The 24,237-nt window shown below is 36.6% G+C and carries 15 protein-coding genes, 4 tRNA genes and 1 pseudogene; 13 read left to right on the plus strand and 7 right to left on the minus strand.

The genetic code is table 11. The annotated features are described in order from the left end of the window. The first annotated feature begins 439 nt into the window (after positions 1–439). From ABD915_RS02105 to mazG, 8 genes are all read left to right on the plus strand, one after another. Positions 440–4,999 carry an apolipoprotein A-IV repeat region-like domain-containing protein gene (locus ABD915_RS02105; protein ID WP_345114519.1) on the plus strand — a complete coding sequence of 1,520 codons (4,560 nt, stop codon included), beginning with the start codon at positions 440–442 and terminating at the stop codon, positions 4,997–4,999. Positions 5,000–5,958: 959 nt separating this feature from the next. Next, entirely contained in the window at positions 5,959–8,292 is a 2,334-nt protein-coding gene (locus tag ABD915_RS02110; protein WP_345114523.1) for an NADP-dependent malic enzyme, read from the plus strand. A gap of 191 nt (positions 8,293–8,483) precedes the next feature. Next, positions 8,484–8,768 carry an acyl carrier protein gene (locus ABD915_RS02115; RefSeq protein WP_345114525.1) on the plus strand — a complete coding sequence of 95 codons (285 nt, stop codon included), beginning with the start codon at positions 8,484–8,486 and terminating at the stop codon, positions 8,766–8,768. 8 nt (positions 8,769–8,776) lie between these two features. Then, positions 8,777–9,952, plus strand: coding sequence for a beta-ketoacyl-ACP synthase (locus ABD915_RS02120; RefSeq protein ID WP_345114527.1), 1,176 nt, complete (start codon positions 8,777–8,779; stop codon positions 9,950–9,952). A gap of 14 nt (positions 9,953–9,966) precedes the next feature. Then, positions 9,967–11,241 carry a beta-ketoacyl-ACP synthase gene (locus tag ABD915_RS02125; RefSeq protein ID WP_345114529.1) on the plus strand — a complete coding sequence of 425 codons (1,275 nt, stop codon included), beginning with the start codon at positions 9,967–9,969 and terminating at the stop codon, positions 11,239–11,241. A 60-nt stretch (positions 11,242–11,301) separates the two neighbouring features. After that, positions 11,302–12,330 carry a zinc-binding dehydrogenase gene (locus ABD915_RS02130; protein WP_345114531.1) on the plus strand — a complete coding sequence of 343 codons (1,029 nt, stop codon included), beginning with the start codon at positions 11,302–11,304 and terminating at the stop codon, positions 12,328–12,330. Positions 12,331–12,336: 6 nt separating this feature from the next. Then, positions 12,337–13,266: a lipid A biosynthesis lauroyl acyltransferase gene (locus tag ABD915_RS02135; protein WP_345114779.1), complete on the plus strand. Its 930-nt coding sequence runs from the start codon at positions 12,337–12,339 to the stop codon at positions 13,264–13,266. Positions 13,267–13,297: 31 nt separating this feature from the next. Continuing rightward, positions 13,298–14,119: a nucleoside triphosphate pyrophosphohydrolase gene (mazG, locus tag ABD915_RS02140; protein ID WP_345114536.1), complete on the plus strand. Its 822-nt coding sequence runs from the start codon at positions 13,298–13,300 to the stop codon at positions 14,117–14,119. A gap of 71 nt (positions 14,120–14,190) precedes the next feature. Here mazG and ABD915_RS02145 read toward each other — a convergent pair whose 3' ends face one another. Beyond that, complete coding sequence (locus ABD915_RS02145; protein ID WP_345114539.1) at positions 14,191–14,568, minus strand: iron-sulfur cluster assembly accessory protein; 378 nt, start codon at positions 14,566–14,568, stop codon at positions 14,191–14,193. Positions 14,569–15,214: 646 nt separating this feature from the next. On the opposite strand from ABD915_RS02145, the gene ABD915_RS02150 reads away from it, so the two are divergent. After that, a tRNA-Pro gene (locus ABD915_RS02150) sits at positions 15,215–15,291 on the plus strand. A 548-nt stretch (positions 15,292–15,839) separates the two neighbouring features. Here ABD915_RS02150 and ABD915_RS02155 read toward each other — a convergent pair. Beyond that, positions 15,840–16,337 (minus strand): Hsp20 family protein, encoded by a 498-nt coding sequence (locus ABD915_RS02155; RefSeq protein ID WP_345114542.1) that lies wholly within the window; start codon positions 16,335–16,337, stop codon positions 15,840–15,842. A gap of 273 nt (positions 16,338–16,610) precedes the next feature. On the opposite strand from ABD915_RS02155, the gene ABD915_RS02160 reads away from it, so the two are divergent. From ABD915_RS02160 to ABD915_RS02175, 4 genes and pseudogenes are all read left to right on the plus strand, one after another. Next, positions 16,611–17,522 (plus strand): serine aminopeptidase domain-containing protein, encoded by a 912-nt coding sequence (locus ABD915_RS02160; protein ID WP_345114543.1) that lies wholly within the window; start codon positions 16,611–16,613, stop codon positions 17,520–17,522. A gap of 1,329 nt (positions 17,523–18,851) precedes the next feature. Beyond that, on the plus strand, positions 18,852–19,214 hold the full coding sequence (cpdR, locus tag ABD915_RS02165) for a cell cycle two-component system response regulator CpdR (RefSeq protein WP_345114545.1): 363 nt from the start codon (positions 18,852–18,854) through the stop codon (positions 19,212–19,214). A gap of 99 nt (positions 19,215–19,313) precedes the next feature. Next, a tRNA-Val gene (locus ABD915_RS02170) sits at positions 19,314–19,388 on the plus strand. 745 nt (positions 19,389–20,133) lie between these two features. Beyond that, positions 20,134–20,741, plus strand: a pseudogene (locus ABD915_RS02175) (tyrosine-type recombinase/integrase); the annotation flags it as partial. 77 nt (positions 20,742–20,818) lie between these two features. Here ABD915_RS02175 and ABD915_RS02180 read toward each other — a convergent pair. The 5 genes from ABD915_RS02180 to ABD915_RS02200 form a co-directional block, all read right to left on the minus strand. Further along, positions 20,819–20,895, minus strand: a tRNA-Arg gene (locus tag ABD915_RS02180). Positions 20,896–20,929: 34 nt separating this feature from the next. Continuing rightward, the gene (locus tag ABD915_RS02185) at positions 20,930–21,235 is read right to left on the minus strand and encodes an ETC complex I subunit (protein WP_345114546.1); all 306 of its coding nucleotides are present in this window, start codon (positions 21,233–21,235) and stop codon (positions 20,930–20,932) included. A 93-nt stretch (positions 21,236–21,328) separates the two neighbouring features. Next, a tRNA-Pro gene (locus tag ABD915_RS02190) sits at positions 21,329–21,405 on the minus strand. Between the two features lie 810 nt (positions 21,406–22,215). Further along, the gene (gene hdaA / locus ABD915_RS02195; RefSeq protein ID WP_345114548.1) at positions 22,216–22,905 is read right to left on the minus strand and encodes a DnaA regulatory inactivator HdaA; all 690 of its coding nucleotides are present in this window, start codon (positions 22,903–22,905) and stop codon (positions 22,216–22,218) included. Further along, positions 22,902–24,113, minus strand: coding sequence for an AI-2E family transporter (locus ABD915_RS02200; RefSeq protein ID WP_345114549.1), 1,212 nt, complete (start codon positions 24,111–24,113; stop codon positions 22,902–22,904). Before ABD915_RS02200 ends, hdaA begins: the two co-directional genes overlap by 4 nt. Between the last annotated feature and the right edge of the window lie 124 nt (positions 24,114–24,237).

A 24,237-nucleotide genomic window follows, 5' to 3' on the forward strand; every position in this document is an offset into this window, starting at 1 on the left:
GAAGTGTAATAGCCAATTTCTCTCATTCAAAATTTAGGTATGGTAAATGACATCATTCATCAGTTTGTCATCGATAAAAGAAAAAGAATATGAAACGCTACATATACATAAACGCCCCTGCACACCATAGATCTTTTTAAAACATTGTGCATAACTGTCATCAAATTGCTTTTATTTCGAAGACAGCAATCTCATAATCCTATCTATAAATGAGAGTTGTAAACAGTATTTTTATTATGTAAAAATCATCTAACTATTTGTTTTAACTTTTGTTTATAGAGCTTTTAAACACGGTAAAGAAGCCGCATTAACTTTATCTTGATAAGTTTTTAAAATTTTACTCCAAACATATTCCTTTCTAAATAATTAACGGCTAGTATACTGAAATTATCTGGAAGAGGACGTATCCCTTTTCCATCTGTAAGAGTATGAGGAGAGTATGGCGCGCAGAACCAAATTACAAACATTTGAAGTTGAAGTTGAAGAAGCTCTCACAAAAGCTATGAATTTTAATTTTGATGATGCCGGAATTGAAACAATATCATCCAATAATTCCGAAAATGTTGTGAATGTAGATGATTTGATTCAAAAGATTGCAGCAGCAGAAGAAGAAATTTTTGCTGAAAATGGCACTTCGATTCTTGCTTCGGATATTCATGATAATACTGTTGTTGATGAATCCGTTGTTGAACAGCTTTTTGCTCCTAAGCCCACACGTGAACTTTCGGGAGGAACTGTACACAAGACATTGTTGTCTGCACAACCTCTCCCTGCTAATGATGATCTAACAACACATTTAAATTTTGAAACATCAAAGCCCAACTCTATATCTCGAATCTATTTGTGTACAACAGCGCTTAGTGCTCTATGGGCAGCAGGAGGTGCTTTTATTGCTCATAAACTAGCTCCTGCTGGGCTTGGTTCTTTATCGAATATTACTACTTTTTTTACATCTCCAACTGGACTAGCTGTAGCAGCGGGAACAACAATTCCTATACTGATGTCCTGGGGATTTGCTCAATTAACAAAACGTTCAAACGAATTGCACAATATTGCCGTTCTTATGACCAATGCTGCACAGCGTCTCAGTGAACCACATATATCTGAAAAACAAGCTGTTGCTATAGGACAAACCATTCGTGAAGAAGTAGCAGCAATGAATGAAGGGATTGAACGTACCCTTGGACGTGCTGTCGAGCTTGAAGCTATTATACAAGGTGAAGTTCATAATCTAGAACAAGCCTATGCTGAAAACGAATCGCGCATTCATACATTAATCAAAGAGTTGAGCAATGAACGCATAGCCATTTTGAATCATGCTGATCGTGTACAGTCAACAATTAAAGGAACACAGGAACAACTGAGTGATGAATTTGGCTTGGTTACCTCTAAAATTGTAACCAATGTTGAAAAGCTTGCGCAAACGCTTTCTCAGACTTTACAAAAACAAGGAGAAGATCTTGTTGCAAAACTTTCCTGTGCAGGCGACGGCGTAACAAATCAGCTTGCTGAAAAATTTAATGAAACCACAACACAGATTCAGCAAAAAAATACAGAGTTCTTCCATGAATTAGGGAAAAACTTTGATGGTTTCTCAGAACGTTTTGATAATAATGAAAAACAAATAGAGAAAACCTTTAATGAAGCAGCTTCTAAAGCTGAAATGCATATCGCTAAAATTGCAACACATATACAAGCCGCAACAGATCAGACTCTGCACAGTATTGATGAGAAGTTTAAAACATTAGATGAAGTCATTGTTGATCGTAATAATCAATCTTTGCAGAATTTTGATGAGAAAATCATGCAGCTCGATGAGCAGGCATATAAACTTTCTTCTAAATTTGATAACGTAACTTCAGAAGCAATTGAAGCCTTTGAAAATCGTTTAGCAACTGTTGATCTTTCTCTCAAAGAACACAGCGATTCTATAATTGAATCCTTCATCGCTCGCACTCAAACTCTAGAAGATAATGCTGAAAAGCTTGGTGATTTCTTAGAATCACACGCCTTACAAATTAATGCAAGTCTCAAAGAAAGAACAACAGATATTACCAACGCTTTCACAAGCGGACATGACAATATTCTTTCTGCGATCGACAAAAGCAAAGAAACGCTGAGAGAAGAAATTAAAAATGTTGATAATGCAATTGTTGACATCATACGGGAACGCTCGCAGGATTTCAAATTACAACTCTCTGATCAAAGAGACATGATGGCAAATATGCTCGACAGCGAAAAGAATAAAATTGCTGAGACATTGAAAAATCAGATTGATATTTTAGCCGAAAATGCTTCAAGTATTGAAAAGGTTCTGGTTAATAATGTTCAAATTATTGATCAACATGCTGAAACTCATCTGGGAAGTATAGCTCAGTGCACAGAGAAGCTACAAGAAGTTATTACGCAAAGCTGCAATACAACGAAAGATGCTTTAGAAGCACAAGCTAGAAATATTGATATACGCGCGGATGCTTTACGTGACTCCTTGGCTATTAACAGTTTTTCTCTTAATGAAGTTCTTGCAGATCAGGCACGTACACTCGAAAAACGGATGGAAACAATACATAATCTTATCGCAAAAAGCGATATACGTGTTGATGTTGCATTAAAGCAACAGATAGATTTAGTTGAAAATGCAATTGTTGCCAATAACAAGAATATTACTGAAACTGTTCAAGGTCATATCAAAAATCTCGAAAATCATACCGAAACTTTACAGAATACACTCTCTCAATCTAGTGGTACATTCTTTGAAGCCCTTGAAACACATATGGAATCGTTCGATGCAAATCTAGAAAATCGTGCACACAAGATTTTTGAACGTGCAACTACGCTAGAGGAAACATTGTCCAAAAAACTTGGCCAAGTATGTGAAACCATCGAAATGCAAACATCTGCTCTTGAAGAACGTTCTGACACATTAAAGACATCTATCATGCTTAATAATGAGCAAAGCCAGATAATTCAACAAGCGCTAGAAACAAGTGTTGACAATATGCGCATCACATTAGAGGATTCCGTTAATACGGTTACAAACAACTTGCATAATAAGATTATAAAAGCCTCTGATATTCTTTCCTCTACGAGTGAACAGATACTTTCATCTGTTACAAATGTTGCAGTACAAGCAGAAAATATTCTCTCGGAGTCTGGTAATCGCATTGTATCAAACGTTAAACAAACGGTTTATGATACTAGTGAAAAAGTCCTTTCTGTTCTGTCTGAGCAGACAGCTCATACTGTAGAAGCCTTTGCAACTGCCAGTCATAATGCACAAACATTGTTGAATGAAACAATTCATACTTCAACGACAGCAATTGAACAAGTACTTAGCGAACGCTGCAATATTCTTAATCATTCCATGCAAAATCTTAAAAACAATTTAGGGTATCAGCTTTCTGATGTAAGTAGCCGTTTGGAAGAAGCAAACAATCAGACAGCTACTCAAATTTCAGAACATGTTGGAAAAATAACAGAGTTAACAAATCATTTAAATCAAGCTGCACAGAATACAACTGAGTCAATTGGTCACTTAACACAGCATATCAGTGAGCAGCTCTCTCTCTCAACACAAGATGCTGAACAAAGAATTTATGCACAAAATGAATCTTTAGTGAATAGCTTGACACAAACAAACTCTGAAACACTTCAAACCGTAACTGCTATGAAGGAAGATCTTGTCAATAATGTTTCATCCATCATTACACAATTGAATCAATCAATTTATAACTTCAACGAAAACAGTAATATTTTATTGTCAGCAGTTCAAAATATTGATGGTCAGTTTAGTGAGACTGCGAATAGTTTTTTCCGCAATACTCACCAAATGGCAGAACGTTTATCAGCCTCAAATCAAGCGCTCAATAATAATGTAGAGGTTTTACAAGGGCTCTCACAAAATACATTTGAAAAAATTAGTCACATAACAAACAGTTTCGGTAAACACGCAAAAACACTTTCTGAAACCATTCACGTTCTCGAACAGTCTGAAAACTCATTCAGTGTGACACTTGAGGAGAAAAACAATACGCTCTCCGCGTTAAGTAGTGCCCTTATTTCAAAATCTAATGAAATCAATCAATTGATTGGACATTATGAAAATGTTCTCAATTCGGCATTTGAACGCACTGATGAAAATGCACGTAATTCCACGCATTCAATTCAACAATCACTTAATCAGCTTATTAATGAAGCCTCCACACGTTTTTCAGGAGCAGCAGAAGATATACGTCGCTCGGCAAGTGAAATTCGTTTAGAACTTTCGAAAATTAATAATGATATTAATGAAAATGTTCAAAAATTGCCAGAAAAGACAAAAGAAACAACGCAAACAATCCGCTCTGCTCTGAATGAACAAATTATAGCATTAAAGGATTTGGTAAGCGTTATACAAAAAAATAATGAAAGTAGTGTAAAGGACAAATTAATACCGGCAACTTCTACATCATTACCGCTTAACAGAAGTGATAATATCGCTCATGACATCAGCAAGAAGATAGTGCCGCCTAAACCTATTTTACAACAAGACCAAAGTAAAAAAAGGCAGAATAAATGGGTATCAAGCCTCTTGGAAAGAGCTTCGCGTGAAGAAACCTTATGTGAAGAGACGCCTGATGGTGCTGTTTTTGCACCAGTACAAACAAAACCGCGTCCTGTAAATGGATCGCTCAATTCATTAGCAGCTGGAATAGTACGAGCTATTAACCATAATGCTGTTGTTGAGCTATGGGATCATTATCGGCGTGATCAAAAAAACATCGTAACAGAACACCTTTATACTTTAAATGGAAAAGCCATATTTGAAACAGTCAAGAAAAAGTATATGAGCGATGTTAATTTTAAAAATTCCGTTAATCAATACATTGAGGATTTTGAAAAACTCTTACGCGATGTATCTCGCAGTTCTGGTTCTTCCAACGCAGTTCGAAAATATCTGATATCGGATACTGGAAAAGTCTATACTCTGCTTGCTCATGCAAGTGACCGCATCCAATAGACAATAAGAAAAGTGGGGAAAGAGTATTTTTTCCACTTTTTTCTTTTCCATTTTTCTTCATCGCTATATAACACGTTGATTTCAAGTGTAGCGTTGTGCATCAAAGGTTACGTGAATGATTTACGTTTAATTTTCTAGGATATTCTAAGCAATAACCTTATTAAAATAGTATGATCAATCACCAAGCAGCCCACCACTCCGATGGTAATGAACATTATTCCCCCTCCTTCCCAGCCCCCTTCTCTACTCCACTTCTCCTATACAGACTATAAAACTAACTTGGTATATAAATAAAATATCTGATCACGGATTTTCTAGCTAGACTTTCATTCATTGAAACACACATATTAGGCTCTATACCCATATGGCTTATTTCATCAGTGCAAGATTTCGTTGTTTTAGCATATTTTACAAAATTAAATACAGTTCCAACTAAAAAGAAATTTCCTTTTACCTCTGTTCAATAATAAACAACGTTACTTCCGTTATTCAGCTTGCCAGTCTTTTCTAAAGAGTATACGAACACTTTAAAATTCGCAAAATATCATTTTGTAAATCTCATATCATACTCACTTAATAAAAGTGTAAATACAGCATACAGTATGAAAATCATGTTAAATGAATAATCATCCTTTCTTTGTTCTTCTCATATCCTTGCTCACAAGCATTGCAAAAAAAAGAACGGCTTGGTAATGTAATAGTCTGTAATGTTTTACCTGTTTTTTGCAAACTGGTTAATTTCTGCGAATTCTTGCTAATGAAAGAAAAATAATAGTGCCAACGTCGATGAATTTATTAACTAGCGCAAGCGAAAAAAAGCATCAAACTCACTTAGTAATTGAGAAGAATTTGCTTAGACCTGTGCATTTTTGTATTCAAAGAAGTTAGGATTTCAATGAATAAAACCTCATCGTAGAAGAAACCACTATAATAAATATACTAACTTGGATATCGCAAAAATGTCTACAGAAGAAAAGAATAATTTCAGTACAAAAAAAACTGAACTTGATAGTGCCGCGCTTTTTTATCACCAGCATCCAAAGCCTGGAAAATTAGAAATCCAAGCAACAACACCGCTTGATAATCAACGTGATCTAGCTCTTGCTTATTCTCCGGGTGTTGCTGCACCATGTCTTGCAATTCATAAAGATCCAAATCTTGCCGCCCAATATACTTCCCGTTCTAATTTAGTCGCCGTTATATCAAATGGCACTGCTGTTCTTGGATTAGGAAACATTGGTCCTCTCGCTTCCAAACCGGTCATGGAAGGAAAAGCCGTTTTATTCAAAAAATTTGCCAATATTGATGTTTTTGATATTGAAATTGATGCGCCCAATATTGAAGAAATGGTCAAAACTGTATCTGCCTTAGAACCTACATTTGGTGGCATTAATCTTGAAGATATTAAAGCTCCTGAATGTTTCGAAATAGAAGAAAGACTTCGCTCTAAGATGAACATTCCGGTGTTCCATGATGACCAACATGGAACTGCCATTATTGTTTCTGCAGCCGTATTAAATGCATTAAATCTCGCAGGGAAAAAAATCGAAAATGCAAAAATCGTTGCCTCAGGCGCGGGTGCCGCGGCTCTTGCTTGTATTAACCTGTTGGTTCGTCTTGGAGCAAAGGTTGAAAATATTTGGCTTAGCGACTTAGAGGGAGTTGTTTATGAAGGTCGCAAGACACTTATGGATCGTTGGAAAAGCAATTACGCACAGAAAACTGATGCACGAACTTTATCCGAGATTATTGAGAATGCAGATATTTTTTTAGGTGTTTCAGCGGGTGGTGTTTTAAAACCTGAATATCTGGAAAAAATGGCTCCAAATCCATTAATTTTAGCGCTTGCTAATCCAACACCAGAAATTATGCCAGAAGAAGCACGCTCTGTGCGGCCAGATGCAATGATTTGCACAGGACGCTCTGATTATCCAAACCAAGTCAATAATGTCCTTTGTTTTCCTTATATCTTCCGTGGTGCATTAGATGTTGGTGCTACTGCAATCAACGAAGAAATGAAAATAGCAGCTGTTTATGCCATTTCTGCTCTTGCCCGTGAAGAATCTTCAGATGTTGCAGCACGTGCATACTCAAAGGCTCCACCCAGTTTTGGACCAGATTATCTCATCCCCTCTCCCTTCGATCCGCGCTTAATATTACGCATCGCTCCTGCAGTTGCTAAGGCAGCAATGGAAACTGGAGTTGCAATTCGGCCGATTGAAGATATGGAAGCTTATCATGATATCCTTAATCGATTCGTATTTCGTTCTGGCTTAACGATGAAACCTGTTTTTGCTGCTGCAAAAACAGCCAAACGTAAACGCGTGATTTACGCTAATGGTGAAGATGAACGCGTGCTTCGTGCAGCACAAATTGTTCTTGAAGAACAGACTGCGGTTCCACTCCTCATTGGCCGTCCACATGTAGTGGAGGCTAGATTAAAGCGATTTGGTCTAAGAATTCGCCCTGGCATAGATTTTGAACTTACAAATCCAGAAGATGATCCACGTTTTCGTGACTATGTTAACTTATTTCTTCGTTACACAGGAAGGCGTGGTGTTTCCCCTGAAGTCGCAAAAACAATCGTCAGAACGTCAACAACAGCTATTGCTGCCCTCGCGGTAATGCGTGAAGAAGCTGATGCAATGATTTGCGGTTTAGAAGGGCGTTTTGAACGTCATCTTGAATTGATTGAACAAGTTATCGGTCTTGATTCAAATGTTCGTCATTTTTCTGCTGTAAGTTTGCTCATTTCTCAACGTCGTACTCTTTTTCTAACAGATACTTACGTCAATGAAGACCCTTCTGCAGAAGAAATAGCAGAAATGACAGTACTGGCAGCACAAGAAATTGAAGCATTTGGTATAACACCAAAAGCGGCATTATTATCACACTCAAACTTTGGCTCAAAAAATACAGAAAGTGCGCGTAAAATGCGCCGCGCAACCGAAATTCTTGCTGAATTATACCCAAATTTAGAGGCCGATGGAGAAATGCACGGTGACGCAGCGCTTTCTAAAGTTTTTCGTGATCGTGTTTTGCCTGATTCACGCCTCAAAGGCGAAGCTAATTTGCTTGTCTTTCCAACGCTTGATGCTGCTAATATTACACTCAATCTCGTGAAAAATCTCACCAATGCACTTCATGTAGGACCAATTTTGATCGGAGCTTCACGTCCTGTACACATATTAACGCCTTCAGTAACTTCGCGGGGAGTTGTTAATATAACAGCTCTCGCAGTACTGGCTGCAAATAGAAAAAAATTCCGTAATAAGACAAATGAAACTAAGTGAATTTACAATAAAATTTCAAAGTTTTTTAAATCTTAAAATCTAGTATCTCATACACCGCAAACTCGTTTTCTAACTTGAAAAGACAGCTATATTTAGGATTTAAACTTTTTTTTAAAAGAAAAAAAGGCTAAAAGAATAGTATTAAGTGTATTTTAAATTTTTTCACCAACCCTATAACAAGGAACTATACATTGTCCTCTACATTCGATAAAGTTGCCGACATTATTGCAGAAATCAGTGAAATTGATCGCAACATGATCACATCTGAAAGCCATACAATTGATGACTTAGGAATCGATAGTCTTGATTTTCTTGATATTGTTTTTGCTATTGATAAGGATTTTGGAATTAAAATTCCGTTAGAACAATGGACTCAAGAAGTGAATGAAGGTGCAGTCGCAACTGAAGAATATTTTGTTCTTAAGAACCTTTGTGCAAAAATTGATGAACTCGTTGCCTTAAAACAGGCGGGTTAATTTTCATCATGCATGATCAAGCAGTACTCATCACTGGTATAGGAATCATAAGCTCTCTGGGTGAAGGGATTGATCATCATTGGGATCTCTTAAATGATCCCACAGTCACCCCAAACCTCGATTGTACAACTTTTTCACCTTACACTGTCCATAAATTGACAGAAGTTGATTGGAATTTACAAATTCCCAAAAAGAGTGATCAACGGCAAATGGGAACATGGCAACGCCTTGGTACCTATGCGGCTGGCCTTGCTCTTGATGATGCAGGCATGAAAAATAATGAACAATTAACATCGACAATGGATATGATCGTTGCAGCAGGTGGAGGAGAACGTGATATTGTCGTTGATACACAAATTCTTTCTAAAGCACGTACAGCAGCTGATCATGCTTCCATGTTGAATTCAATTCTTTCGACTGAACTTCGTCCTACTCTGTTTTTGGCACAACTTTCAAATCTTTTGGCCGGAAATATCTCAATTGTTCACAAAGTAACAGGATCTTCTCGCACCTTTATGGGAGAAGAAGGAAGTGGACTTTCTGCACTTCAAATTGCCGCAGCTCGTATTCGATCAGGACAGAGTACACATGCACTGGTAGGAAGCTCTTATAATGCACAAGGCTATGATATGTTGTTGGCCCATGAACTTGGAGGTCTTCTAACGCGGAATGGGTGGGCACCAGTGTGGGAACGTAAAAATTATCCAGGCGGTGGAGTTATAACTGGTTCTGGTAGTATCTTTCTCGTCCTTGAAAGTGGGAAACACGCAAGAAAACGTAATGCACATGCTTATGCTGAAATTAGCCAGATTATCGCAGATCAAACAGATAGAACAAAAATTCCCCTTCAAGAATCAATTGTGGCAATGTTGAAAACAATGGCAGCTAAATCCGCTTTAGCCATTTCAGCAGCTTCAGGATTTCATGAAGTGACAAAAGCAGAACAAAATGCCCTTGAGGCAGCTGATATATTTTACCGCGGTATTGCAACATTATTTGGTTATATGCGGGAAACGCAATTTCTTTTAGCGCTTGCGCTTGCTGCACTTATAGTGGAAAAAAAACGCTGTTTCCCGGCGTTAAGTGATCATGAAAAGCCTTTTTCTAAAGAAGTACATGAAGCGTTTGTTACGACCATTGGTATAAAAAGAGCTGAAGGTATAGTACACCTTTCTGCTGTTTGAGGGAGATTTCTATAGTGAAATATAATGATCATCTCGGACGCCCACTTGTCGCAATAACTGGAGCAGGAGTTGTAACATCACTAGGACAAGGCAAACACGAAAATTGGCAAAAACTGACAAGTGGTATTAGCGGCATCCATAAAATAACGCGCTTTCCTGTTGAGAAATTAAAGACACGTATAGCTGGAACAGTTGATTTTCTTAAAGAAAGTACGCTTGGTGCTTCAGCTCTCTCTGAAAAGCTCGCTGAGCTTGCAGCAGAGGAAGCTTTAGAGCAAGCAGCTCTTGATAAAACGAATTTTAATGGATCACTCTTTTTAGCGGCTCCCCCTGTTGAACTTGAGTGGACAGCACGTTTTACCCTTGATCACAAGGAGACATTTATTGATGAGCCTTCCTACGCACATCTTCTTGAAGTCTGCAGTCATACACTCCATGAGACACTCTTTGAAACCACACAATTTGGTGCAATTGCAGAAAAGCTTCAAAAAAAGTTTGGAACAAAGGGACTTCCTATTACACTTTCAACCGCTTGCGCATCTGGTGCAACAGCGATTCAATTAAGTGTTGAAGCCATCCGACGAAAAGAGACAAATCGTGCACTTATGATTGCTACAGATGGTTCAGTTTCAGCAGAATCCCTTATCCGCTTTTCATTATTATCTGCTCTTTCCACCCATAATGATCCAGCAGAAAAAGCATCAAAACCCTTTAGCCGCGACCGAGATGGTTTTGTTATGGCAGAAGGATCAGGTGCTCTTGTCCTTGAATCTCTCGAAAGCGCATTAGATCGTAATGCAACAATTTTAGGAATTTTGGCTGGTTGTGGAGAAACAGCAGATGATTTTCATCGTACGCGTTCAAAACCTGATGCATCCCCAGCAATTGAATCCGTTCGCAAAGCTTTAGATGATGCCAAAATAACCATCAATGAAATTGACTATATTAATGCACATGGAACCTCAACACCCGAAAATGAAAAGATGGAGTATCTTGCGTTATCAACAGTCTTCGGTGATATTTTAAAACATATTCCAGTCTCTTCTAATAAATCAATGATTGGACACACATTAACTGCTGCTGGTGCTATAGAGGCTGTGTTTTCGCTTTTAACTATTCAATCAGGGATACTACCCCCTACAATAAATTATGATGATCCTGACCCTTCTATCCCTTTAGATGTTGTTCCTAACTATAGCCGTAAAGCTTGTGTCAATGCAGTTTTGTCAAACTCATTTGGATTTGGTGGTCAAAATATGAGTCTTGTTATCACAGCATATAAAGGATAACCCTTTTATTAACTTGGTAACATTTAACCTAATAGCCATATACATTTAAGGGGGATGATGATGCTTGCACTGCAACTATTCGACGAACGCCGGCTTGAAATTACTAATATTGCCCCGCCACCACCACCTAACCCCGATGAAGTAACAGTGCGTATAAAAGCCTGTGCTCTTAATCATATTGACGTATGGGGATGGCGTGGTATGGCCTTTGCTAAAAGAAAAATGCCCCTTGTAATTGGTGCAGAAGCTTCTGGTGAAATTACTCAACTAGGAAACAATGTTAAAAATTTACAACTTGGACAGATCGTTTCAATTTATGGTGCGCAAACTTGCGGAGTATGCCAAGCTTGCCTTGAAGGGCGTGATAATCTTTGTTGTCATGTAAAGGGCGTGTATGGTTTTCATCTTGATGGATTTGCTTGTGAACTTGTTAATTTACCAGCGCGTCTATTGGTTCCAGCGCCTCCAGAATGTGATGAACTACAAGCAGCTGTTGCTCCAATTACTTTTGGCACAGTAGAACATATGCTTTTCGATAATGCAAAACTACAAGCAGGAGAAACAATTCTGATACAGGCAGGTGGCTCTGGCATCGGTTCGGCAGCCATTCAACTTGCAAAACACAGAGGGTGTACGGTTATCACTACTGTAGGTTCAGATGAAAAAATTGCAAAAGCACAATCTCTTGGGGCAGATTACGTTATTAATTACCGTAAAGATCGTTTTGAAGGTGTTGTACGCAAATTAACTCAAAAAAAGGGTGTTGATGTTGTTTTTGAACATGTTGGTGTCGCCACATGGAGCGGTTCTCTTTTGTGTATGAAACGAGGGGCACGCTTGGTAACTTGCGGTTCTACCTCTGGTGTTTCAGCATCATTGAATCTCATGCAATTATTTCAGCAACAACTTAAGATATTCGGTTCATTTGGCTGTCGTATAGAAAATATGCAAAATGCCATGCAGAAAATGGCACAAGGAGTTGTACATCCTGTCATTGATACAATTATTGGATTTAATGAAATTGATACAGCTTTAAAACGGATGGAAAGCCGTGATGTTTTTGGTAAAATTATTCTTAAAATCGATTAAATCATGATAAAGTTTTATATAAAAAAAATTTTTTATCGCATTAAAATTATAGCAAAAAAGTCATTTTATTTTTTGTGGGGATATCTTCTGATTGGTTCTTTATTTATTTTAAAATACTTTCCTGCCAACATTGGACTTTCTTTCTTTTCCTGGTTGGCAAAAACATTCGGCCCTCTTATACATCGTCATCAAATCGCGCTTACGAACCTTAGAGCTGCGTATCCAGAAAAAACAGAAGAAGAACTCCATGCAATTGCAATAGAAATGTGGGAGAATATAGGGCTGTTCGTAGCTGAACATATTTTTCTTGATAAAATTTTTGATTTTGATCCCCATAGAGACCAGCCAGGTCTTATTGAGGTTAAAGGTGCTGCAATATTCGAGCGATTAAAAAATGAAAAAAAACCGCACATTTTTTTTACAGCTCATACCGGAAATTTTGAACTTCTCCCTATATGCGCACAAAGTTTTGGTCTGAATATTACAGTATTATTTAGACCACCCAATAATCCTTATATTGCAAAACGAGTCCTTAAAGCTCGGCAAACTTCCATGGGACATCTCGTCCCATCTAAGGCCGGTGCAGCTTGGGCATTAGCAGCCAAGTTAGCAGAAGGTAAAAATGTTGGCATGCTTGTTGATCAAAAATTTCGTCGGGGTGTTTTAGGAAAATTTTTTAATAGGCCCCTAAAAACTAATCCTTTAATTATAAAACTTGCACGACAGTATGATTGTGATATTTATCCAGCCCGTTGTATTCGTCTAGCTGGAGGTCGCCATCGTCTAGAGTTATATGAACGTATAAAGCTTCCGCGTGATGAAAAGAATGAAATCGATATAACTGCTTCCACGCAAAAATTAAATGATATTGTTGAAAGCTGGGTTCGTGAATATCCCGGACAATGGACGTGGTTACACAGACGTTGGGATGGTTAACATATCCACAGCATTTATAGGAGAGGCATAAATGATCGCATCAAAAGATATTAATGATCTTATTGCAATTGTGACAGCATTACGAAATCGTGATAGCGGATGTGTTTGGAATATAAAGCAAACTTTTGAATCCCTCATACCCTATATGCTCGAAGAAGTTTATGAAGTTATCGACGCTATCGAACGGGAAAATCGAAGGGATCTTTGCAACGAACTCGGTGATCTTCTTTTACAGGTCGTCTATCACACCACAATTGCACGAGAAGAAAGCAGTTTTACTTTTGAGGATGTTGTTTACGCAATCACTGCAAAAATGATTCGTCGCCATCCTCACGTTTTTGGAAGCGTAGAGCAAAAAAAACGTGGTTTTGTGGAAAGTGAATGGGAGCATATTAAAAAAATAGAACAGGCTGAATACAAAAAATACTCCGAAGAAGAAAGTTTATTAACCAATTCCACAACAAGCATTCTTGCAAAAGTAAAAAAGATTCAACCAGCAGACCAAGAAGCACTGGCTTTACAAAAAGCAGCCGCTAAAATAGGTTTTGATTGGCATGAGAATCATGAAGTTTTTGCAAAAATAGAAGAAGAGCTCAATGAACTCAAAGAAGCAATCAAAGATGGTAAAACGTCAAACATAGAAGAAGAATTCGGTGATCTCTACTTTACCCTACTTAATCTCGCACGTCACTTGAATATTGATTCACAAAAAGCATTAAAAAAAACAAATACAAAATTTCGAAATCGTTTTGCCTATATTGAAGAAAGTCTATCTACCCAATCTAAAACACTAGCTGACGCAACCTTGAACGAAATGGAAGATCTTTGGAATAAATCCAAAAATGTACTGTAAGAAAAATATCAGTTTTGATCCCTCTAAAAAATCAAAAACCTCTCAACTCACTCAATAAAATCTCACTAAGCTCAATTGGCTTTATGCGTTTCATTTAACTGATTTTGCAAGGCAGGACGAAGTTCTACTGATTCACCGCATCCACATGCTGAAACTTGATTAGGATTTTTAAATACAAAACCAGAACGCAGAGTTGTCACCTCATAATCCATCTGCGTTCCTAATAAAAATAATACTGCACTCTGTGCTATAAAAACACGCGCACCGTTAACTTCAACAACATCTGCATCCAGCCCCTCTTCCTTTACAAGGGTAATTGTATACTCCATCCCCGCACAGCCGCCCTTCTTTATACCAATAAGAATACCATGCGCCTCTTTTGCATCCATAATCGCTTTAACACGATTTACTGCAGATTCCGTCAAGTTTATTATCGAAAAACGGCTCATCGTTTACTCTTTTCTAGCTAAACAAATGCTTTGAAATATTCTATCTACGGTCTTTTATTTATTTGCTACATCAAAAACAAAACAGCAAGATATAAATTGAAATATGGTGATCTTTTCGTATTAGAATAAAAACCTCATATCTAACAATTTGGATTTTTGTGACAGTGCAATCTGAGATTTCTATCTTATTGTCCTCGCATCTCATGCAAATACCCTTTTTATAAAAATATCACAAAAATAAAAAACGAAGAAAAAGTTTTTCAATGTCATGCATCTACTACTATACTCGTAAAAATATTCATCTTTTTGGAAGATTCTCGAAGGACAAACAGAAAAATTACAAAGGTATCATCTTTCTCTCATATTTATTAAATACCAGAAAAATGAAGGCGTTCAGAAGCACAACGATCTTATCTAACTTCTTCACAATCCACGTAAAATAATGAATAAATATGTGTATATAACAGCTATAAAACCAACGAAACTAAAAGTGGAACAGTTTAATGATTTATCTCAATAAATAAGAAAAATATTAAACTGAAAAATTTTGTTTTTACTCTCATAAGCTCTTTTAAAAAATGCAAGAGCATTTTAGATTTTTTCTCTTGTTTTTAAAGAAACAGTCGTTTAGTTATTTTGCAAAGTACGGAGCGTAGCGCAGCTTGGTAGCGCACTTGACTGGGGGTCAAGGGGTCGTGGGTTCAAATCCCGCCGCTCCGACCATTTTTCTCCAGAAAATATATCAATAAATACAGAATGTACCCCTTTGTTTTGAATTATTGTAGCTTGTCATCAGGTTTTATATATTTTGACATTAGGTTTTGTAGCAATTCATTTTTTCAAAGATCTTTCAAAAGCGATTTTCTATGCTTTCAAAGCTTTCTTTCATTTTTTTCCTCAAATTCTGATTTTTGCCATTTTTAGCTTTTTTCGATTTTGGGGTATCAAAATCCAATTTTACAAGCAACGGCATTTAACCAAAAGTGATACATAAAAACAATAAATTATCACCTATTTCTACTTAATCCCATCTTTTCCCACTTAGTAAAAAATCTAATGTCAAACCACATTGAATTAAATAACCATTCTGTTATGTGTACGGAGTTTTACAAATATCTTCTATTTTTTTCAATGTATGGCAATATGCAACGACATTTTCATCACAGATTTGGGATAGATAATTTTATACAAATGCCCTTCCTTTCAACAAAAAATATAAAAAACGCGAGACTTTTGCCTCGCGTCACCTTATTCTTTAAGAAACTTGATAATTATTCAGTTTGCTCACCTACTAAACTTACTTCACCTATACTATGATCGTTACTATTTTTTGCAGCAGATGATAGCGCTTGTACTCGTATCTTTTTTGGTTTTAATTCAGCAGGCATTTCTCTTTTAAGCTGAATATGAAGAAGACCATCGCCAAGTTCTGCTCCAATAACCTTAACATGATCAGCTAAATGAAAACGCCGCTCAAAAGCACGCGAAGCAATGCCGCGGTAAAGAAACTCCCGTTCCCCATCATCATTTTCAGGTGTTCTCTCACCCTTAACGATCAGTTGGTTGCAATGTGTTTCAATATCAATTTCATCCTGAGAAAACCCAGCAATAGCCATAGAAATCCTATAAGAATCTTCACTTAAACGCTCAATGTTATATGGCGGATAAGAAGAAACATCATCCGGTTGTGTTCTGGAATCGAACCAATTAAAAAGATGATCAAAACCTACGGTTGAACGATAAAATGGTGAAAAATCTACTTGACGCATAATATTGCCCTCCTTTAGAGCGACTATGATTGACTGACAAAGTTCCCACATGGCAAACTTGCCCATGAACCACGCAATCCCATCATGGCGACTGCACTAACTTACTTGGTAATTGTTCTTTCTTATTTCAACTCCTTTTGTGTTTGAATTCATTAAAACACAGAAAAACAATATAACTGTTTCTTAATCGTTCATAATCATTATATTTAATGTAAGCTTTCTCCTCATCTCACTTTGCCGAAAGTTGCAAAAATACATTATAAAGGATTTCAATTGGAAATACCTCTTTATCCTACAGATTGGAGTTCCCCTCCTCCCAACATCCGTAATCGCTACCTTAAAATAGCTACTGATCGCAAAATGCGTTTTGCGATAACGTGTCCCGAAATGGAAAAAAACAAGGGAACAATTGTTATTCTCGAAAGCTATGCCAATGCTTTAGAAAAATATTTTTTAACAATGAATGAAATTTCTAACCGCGGCTTTTATACAGCAATATTTGATTGGTTTTGTCGAGAAGGATCACAATCCGATAAACAAAAACAAATCCGATATAATTATTTTGATATTAACAATAATATTAACGATTTAGATGAGTTTCTTAAAAATATTGTTTATCCTAATTGTCCACCACCATACTATATACTAGCTTATGGCATGGGTGGGTTGATAGCACTCAGCGGATTGGATCTCATTAACCGTAAGTTTAAAAGAATGCTTTGCGTTTCTCCCCTTTTTGCTCCATTTGGCAATAAAACAAATAGCTTTCAGCATAAATTAACACAGCTTCTTTCCGACATAGGTCTGGGATTCTTACCAGCTAAAGGTGGAAAAAAATTAAAACAAAAAGATATGCAATTTTGGCGCACGAATAAAGAACCTTTACCCCCTAGATTCTTTATAAAACTTCCAACATCACGATGGATAGCATCAGTACTCAATGCAATTGATGCCATGAAAAAAAACATCCAGAATGGGTATTTACAAATCCCAACACTATTTATTCTTGCCAATCAAAATAATATTGCGAACAACATTGAAACACAACAATTATGCCAACATACGCATCTGATAGACAGTATTACAATTACGGGTGCTGAACTCGATACAATCATGCATGAAGAAAGTTACAAAAAACAATTTTGGGCTGCATTTGACACATTTATTCCTAGTGATAAGTCATAAAGTAATGACTTTGGACGCTTCATTTAACCCTAAAGGAGACAAAAAAGTAAATAAAACAAAGCTTAAAACAATTAAGTATTTAACTTTTTAATTATAGCGAGACATTTAATTAACATTCTCCAAGGATACATAAGTATGTGAGAATCGAGAAGCAGATATGATTATAATCAGAAAAACCCTTTTAGAATGTGGGACGCCAACTCCTTATGATACCAATCCCAAAAACAAACGCCTAAACTTCAATACATCTACTTCGATTGAAGTTTACATACTTCAAGCAAGTTTCTATAATCAAGAGGAAGAGTGAGAATTTAAAAGCCAAAAACTTTCCCACTTTCCATTTAACGTAGTCATTCCCAAACGACGTATTCAGAAGCGCTTGAATAACCTTTTAATAAAAAGAGTGACGTGAACACCAATTTGAGATTCTTTATATTGATAATGCACAACAATCCTTATATTTTCTTTGTCTTTGCATAATTGCGTGAAACTGTTTTATTAGTGTACTATAAAAGACTTTTCTCAATTCAAAATAAAAATATACGGCCAATCTTTTAGTTGATAGAGCCCCTTATAGAGAGAAAGTTTTTTCACAAAACTTCATCTGCACCATTAGGCGCTCAAGAAGGCCCTACTTTAATCCTAGAAATCAAACGATTACTTACAGGCTTACCCTACAATAAACAATTCTATTGCGTTAATCTCAATTCGCAAACAATGATAACACTCAGCAGACAAATCCCAATACCCCATGATATAATCATTTAAACAAAAATAGAAAAATTACATTCCTAGCGTATTATTAAAAAATTTTGTTTTCACGTTATATCATAGAAAAATAATAACTTTTATTTATTGAGAAACAATCAAATATTCTAGAAACAAACCCATCATGCTTACAAATGTAGATTCGTAAAACTATACGGAAATAAACAGCTATAAAAACTTCTCCCTGTCGTATCATTTCTTAAAAACAGCAAATCAACATAACATTCCTTCTCATTTCTCAATAGAGACAGTCTCTACAGTGAATATCCCCTAAACATTCTCGTGGAACTCTGCAAAATGAGGGAAAGGAAAAAAGAAACAAAAAATCTGCAAACTCATCGCGCTGCAAACATTCATACACTACCTCTTCTTTCAATTTCACATACATTTTGAATTTAACCATCTCACAACTAATATTCTGTATTATTGTCAAAAGTGTATGAATTAACCATTTTGCCATTCATTCCAATTATGAGTATTTTATCACTTTTTTTATAAGTACTCTATATTGTATAATCGATGTGCAAAAACTCTGATTAATGGAGCAATTGGAACATAATCATGAAACGAATCCTGCTCGCAGAAGATGATAACGATATGCGACGCTTTCTAGTGAAGGCCTTAGAACGTGCAGGCTACGAAGTCGCTGATTTCGATAATGGTGCTAGCGCATATGAACGTTTACAAGAAGAACCGTTTTCTCTTCTACTTACTGATATTGTAATGCCGGAAATGGATGGGATTGAACTAGCTCGACGCGCTACTGAAATTGATCCTGATTTACGGGTAATGTTCATTACCGGCTTTGCAGCAGTTGCCCTAAATTCAAATAGCGATGCCCCTCCCGATGCAAAAGTGCTTTCTAAGCCATTTCACTTGCGTGAGCTCGTTAATGAGGTTGAAAAAATACTTATAGCTGCTTAAAGAGGGTAATTTTCCAAGTTATTCGTGATTGATTAAAAAGAAAATTAAATTAGGCATTGACGTTTATAATTCTATGTGGTGTATGCAACATCACTGAATGGGCGTGTAGCTCAGCGGGAGAGCACTACGTTGACATCGTAGGGGTCACAGGTTCAATCCCTGTCACGCCCACCAGATATCTTTAATTATACATAATATTTTGATTTTTCTGCTTTTTAAATTAGTGGTAAAAGAGTAAGGGTAGGAAATAGAATTTTTAAACTTTTCTCTACAGACTGTGTGTTTTTCTGCTAACTTTTTCTATTATTTTTTTGAATTTCTGCTAAGTTTTATTATGAAATAACTATTCCAAATTCTAACAATTGTGCATAACAATTTTACACTTAAGTGAATCAGGAAATTTTAATAAAATCCTCCGGAAAGCATTTTTATCTCCTCTTAAGAGTGTTTCTGTTTCTTCATAAACTGTATTGCTCAACAATCCTTTCTTTCACTCTTACGAGAGCAGATCTTTTGCCAAAGCGGTTGAATATGAATATAAGATGATAAATTTAGCTACTTCAAAATAAAAATTTAAAAAATAGAAAAGCACAATGAAAACTGATTCTATCATTCGTGCCCACATCCACTGAGATGAAAAAACAGACAATGATCACTTTTGTGCATATAGATTTAAGTGCATTAGATCTCATCTGCATAATATTTTGCGAATAGCTCATACCTTGGCAATGTCAAAACCCAAATAGCATCATACGCAAAATGATAAAGAAACGAGATGAGAGCAAAACATTTGAAAGTTTGCCGATGCGCTGTTTAAGAAATTAAGAAGTTGGCATGCTAATTTAACTATGAAAAGCTATCATATATCCCTTTTACCTCCCGCAGTAAGGCATTTTTAAACGGCTTTTCGTTTATCTTTTTCAAATGGGCGATTGAGAGTGCTTTTTTGACCAGAAATCCTGCTTTTAATATTAAAGCTCCAAAATCTTTTAATAGAGAAGGATTAGCGCCATGGTTAGAAGAGGATATCGATAAATATTATAAAAAATGGGCTTTAGGAACGCACGAACGTGTTTGGATTGATGTTCTTCTCTATACGGGATTGCGTTGTAGTGATGCGAGTTCGTATTGGCTGGAAAAACGTCAAAGATAATATTATCTCCACCTCAAAACAGAAAAGAACCAATTTAGAACAGATGTTTTTCTTCCCATTTCATTGGAACGAGCGAAAACACTCGAAATTGCTCCTATTGGAGATGAAACATTTATTTGCGGGAAAATCAGAAAGAAGCTCATCAAAGCAAGTTTTGGCAACCTATTTCGTGAAGCATGTAATGCGGCAGATATTAAAAAATCAGCCCATGGATTGAGAAAATTAGCAGCAACCGTGCCGCTAATGCAGGTGCTACGGTTTCACAAATGAAAGCACTTTTGGGGTGGACCGAAGATAAAACGGCATCACTTTATACTAAAACGGCGGATAGAAAACGCCTAGCAATAGAAGCCATCAAAAAAAGTTCGGGATAGACATAAAAACAAGGTAAAAGAATCAATAGAATCAAAATTCCCGAATTTTTATATACCCCATTGATTCTCCTTAAAGATGGTGATCCCGACAGGATTCGAACCTGTGACCCACGGCTTAGAAGGCCGTTGCTCTATCCAGCTGAGCTACGGGACCAACTGATCATTTTCTTATTCAAAAAAGCACCCACTTAATGCGTCCAAGATTGCTGTCTATCACTACGAAAATTATCAGAATAAGAAACAGCACGCCGAATCGGCCTATGTGTTTTTTCTACACGATAAGGAATAGAATTCTTACGTGCAAAAGCAATCGCCTCTTCCTTCCTATTAAACCGGATTCTTACCTGACTATTCATATCGGATGTTGCCGTATACCCCATAAGAGGCTCAAGCATTTTTGCTTGTACAGGCTCATACTGTAGAATCCAAAAACCAGCATTCCCTCTTCCTGACTGCATAGCTGTCTTCGCAGGACTATAAATACGTGCGATCATGGTTTTTCCTTCAGACTACACAATGCTTGAATGATAATTTCTCACCACACGCACCCAATTGGGCTACCTTCTACATAATCAAACAACCAAATATGGTCGGAGCGATAGGATTCGAACCTACGACCCCCTGATCCCAAATCAGGTGCGCTACCAAGCTGCGCTACGCTCCGCTATTTACATTTATTTGATGCATATTCCCTAAAATTTTCACAACAGAAGTGCAAGAGAAAAACACATTTTTTTTAAATTTTGTTGCATTTCTTTACAAGAAAGAATTTTTCCAATTTTTTCTGCTAAGTAACACATGAATTGACAGCAAGAAAAATAATCCCCAAAAAAAAGAAAAATCCAAGCAAACAAACAACTAATTTCTACATAAAAACTCGCATTTCCCCACATCGCACCAACAAGACTTTAATGACATAAAGCAACATCCAGCAATGATAATTTTAGCAATAAAAATAGCTTAAGCATCACAAAGAATGCCAATAACAAAGCTTTGATATCTCCACCTTGCTATATAAAATCCAGCACGAATCATAGAGAAAACTACTCATTCCTTGTTCCTCACCCCTCTCAATCAATCTCATTTTAAAAGATGCTACGCTTCCCTATACAATACCAATGCATTAACTAAAAAAAACAAACGTTTTGCACTCCGGTTACAAAAGTTTCATTATAGAAAACAAAGAGAAACTCTCCCCTCTCTAGAATCACTCTGAAAGACTTGATAAACTTGCGCAAACTATGGAAAAAGCATAACTTTACAAATTCAGAAGCTTATAGCCATTCGGGCAATGTATTAAGCACATTTAAATGCCATACATGCTAAAAAACAGAAAATGAGAGTATATCCTGTTTTGTTCATTCTTTGACCAGTATAGCAAAAGCAAAAAATTTGAATGTATCCGCACACTAAACCGGCAAGAGAGCACAAACGGTTTCTATTGAACAATTTAAACCATGCTAAAAAGCAATGTTTAATGGATTTGCATGTTAAGGACTTCACCAATGACAGCACGTGTTACCTTGCTTTTTCGTTGTAATGCCAACCGATCAACAGAATCAATCACACGCTTTAACGAAAATAAAGAACGCTCACAACGGTTTACAAGATAATAAACAGTGTCCGGATGAACGATAATTTGCCTATCAGAAAAAAGTTTAAAAGCAACAGCTGTTAACAATGCATCATCAGGCTGATTAATCGCAACTAACATGACCGAATTAAGACGGCTTTTTAGATCATTTAACTTTAAATTCCATGCTGAAGGCACCGTACGTGCTGTTATCAACAAAGTAGCTTGATGCGTATCAAGGTTTGCTTGCTTAACACTGTTAATGAAATGAAAAAGCCCCGTCTCACTGATTTCACCTGTATCAATATCCTCGATTAAAAATGATCTACCTGAAGAAGCCACAGCAACAGCTTGATCAATTTCATTGCGATGAATTCTTAAAGCATCAGCTTTCTGCGCCCATACACTAGAAAAGTGGGTTTTTCCAGATCCTTCTTTTCCAACTAAAACTGCAATAGGTAAGATCCAATTCGGCCAATGATCAATAAGCTGGAAAGCCATACGATTGCTTTCCGTAACCACCAAATCATCAAATTGGAAAACCGGATTATAAGAAAAGTTTAAGGGCAATTGCGTTTCACGCTTATTCATTCTAGCCGCTCCAAATTTCCACTTCGCGAATACATCTGAGAACTACGATAAGTATGAAGAGCAAAACGAACTAAAACACCAACAGCTGCTGCCGCAGGAACAGCAACAAGCATACCCGTAAAACCAAAGAGTGAAGAAAAAGCAAAAAGTGCAAACATCAACCACACTGGATGCAACCCCACAGACGACCCCACAAGTTTTGGTTGAAGAATATAGCCTTCAATAAATTGACCAATTAAAAAGATAACCATAACAACAACGATCCACCCCCAATTATTGGGATAAAATTGGACCCATGCAATACCAACAGAGAGTACAAAACCACTCATTGTGCCGATGTAAGGAATAAAGCTGATAAGGCCAATCAACATACCAATCAAAAGACCAAAATTGAGTCCTGTGATGCTTAAACCAATAGCATAATATCCCCCTAATATTAAACAAGCAGTTCCTTGTCCACGAACAAAGCCAGCAATAGCTCTATCCATTTCATGAAAAATACTACGCACAGTTTCAAGATGATCTCGCGGTATCAACGAATCAACCGCCGTAACCATACGCGGCCAATCTAATAACATATAAAACGCCACCACAGGTGCTACAACGAATAGGCTGACAATATTAACGATAGATTTTCCTGACTTCAAAAGTGAATTCAAGAGAGAGGTAATAAAATCAGAACTTTGTCCTAAAAGCCCTTTAATATTACTCTGCAATTCATTTGGATCACTCCCGAAATAGCGTCTTACCCAATCAAAATCATGTTCAACAAAAAAAGTTTGAATACGATTAATGTAAACGGGCAAACCATTGCTCACAAACTGTTGTATTTGCCAACTAATAATAGGAATCAAAATTATCAAAGAAGCGACAAAAATAACAATAATAAATAAAGTAATCAAAATGGTGCCAAAAACACGACAAATACCAATTTTTTCAAGCAATTGAACAATGGGATTAAGAAAATAAGCCAACACAATCCCTGCCACAAAGGGAAGCAAAATTGATCCAAAGACAAACATAAAGAGAATGAAAAATAACAATGTACCGAGCCAGAAAAAAATTTGCTTTTTCATATCATTCGGTAATGGTACTTGAGCATAAGCAGGCACATAAGGCGTATAACGACTACCCGTCCTATTTTCATTAATTTTCTTCTTCATTAACTGCGAAGCAGAATTATCTTGATTATCTGATATCTTAGTCATAAATATCCTAAAAAAATTTTTACAAAAGATTATAAATTTCTTTAATATAGGTCAAGCAAAGTCAGTTATTTCTTAAATGCTAAACTTCAATACCTCTTGTAGAAATAACTCTATCATGGCATTG

This window comes from Bartonella jaculi, assembly GCF_039543045.1.
GTDB classification, from domain to species: Bacteria; Pseudomonadota; Alphaproteobacteria; order Rhizobiales; family Rhizobiaceae; genus Bartonella; species Bartonella jaculi.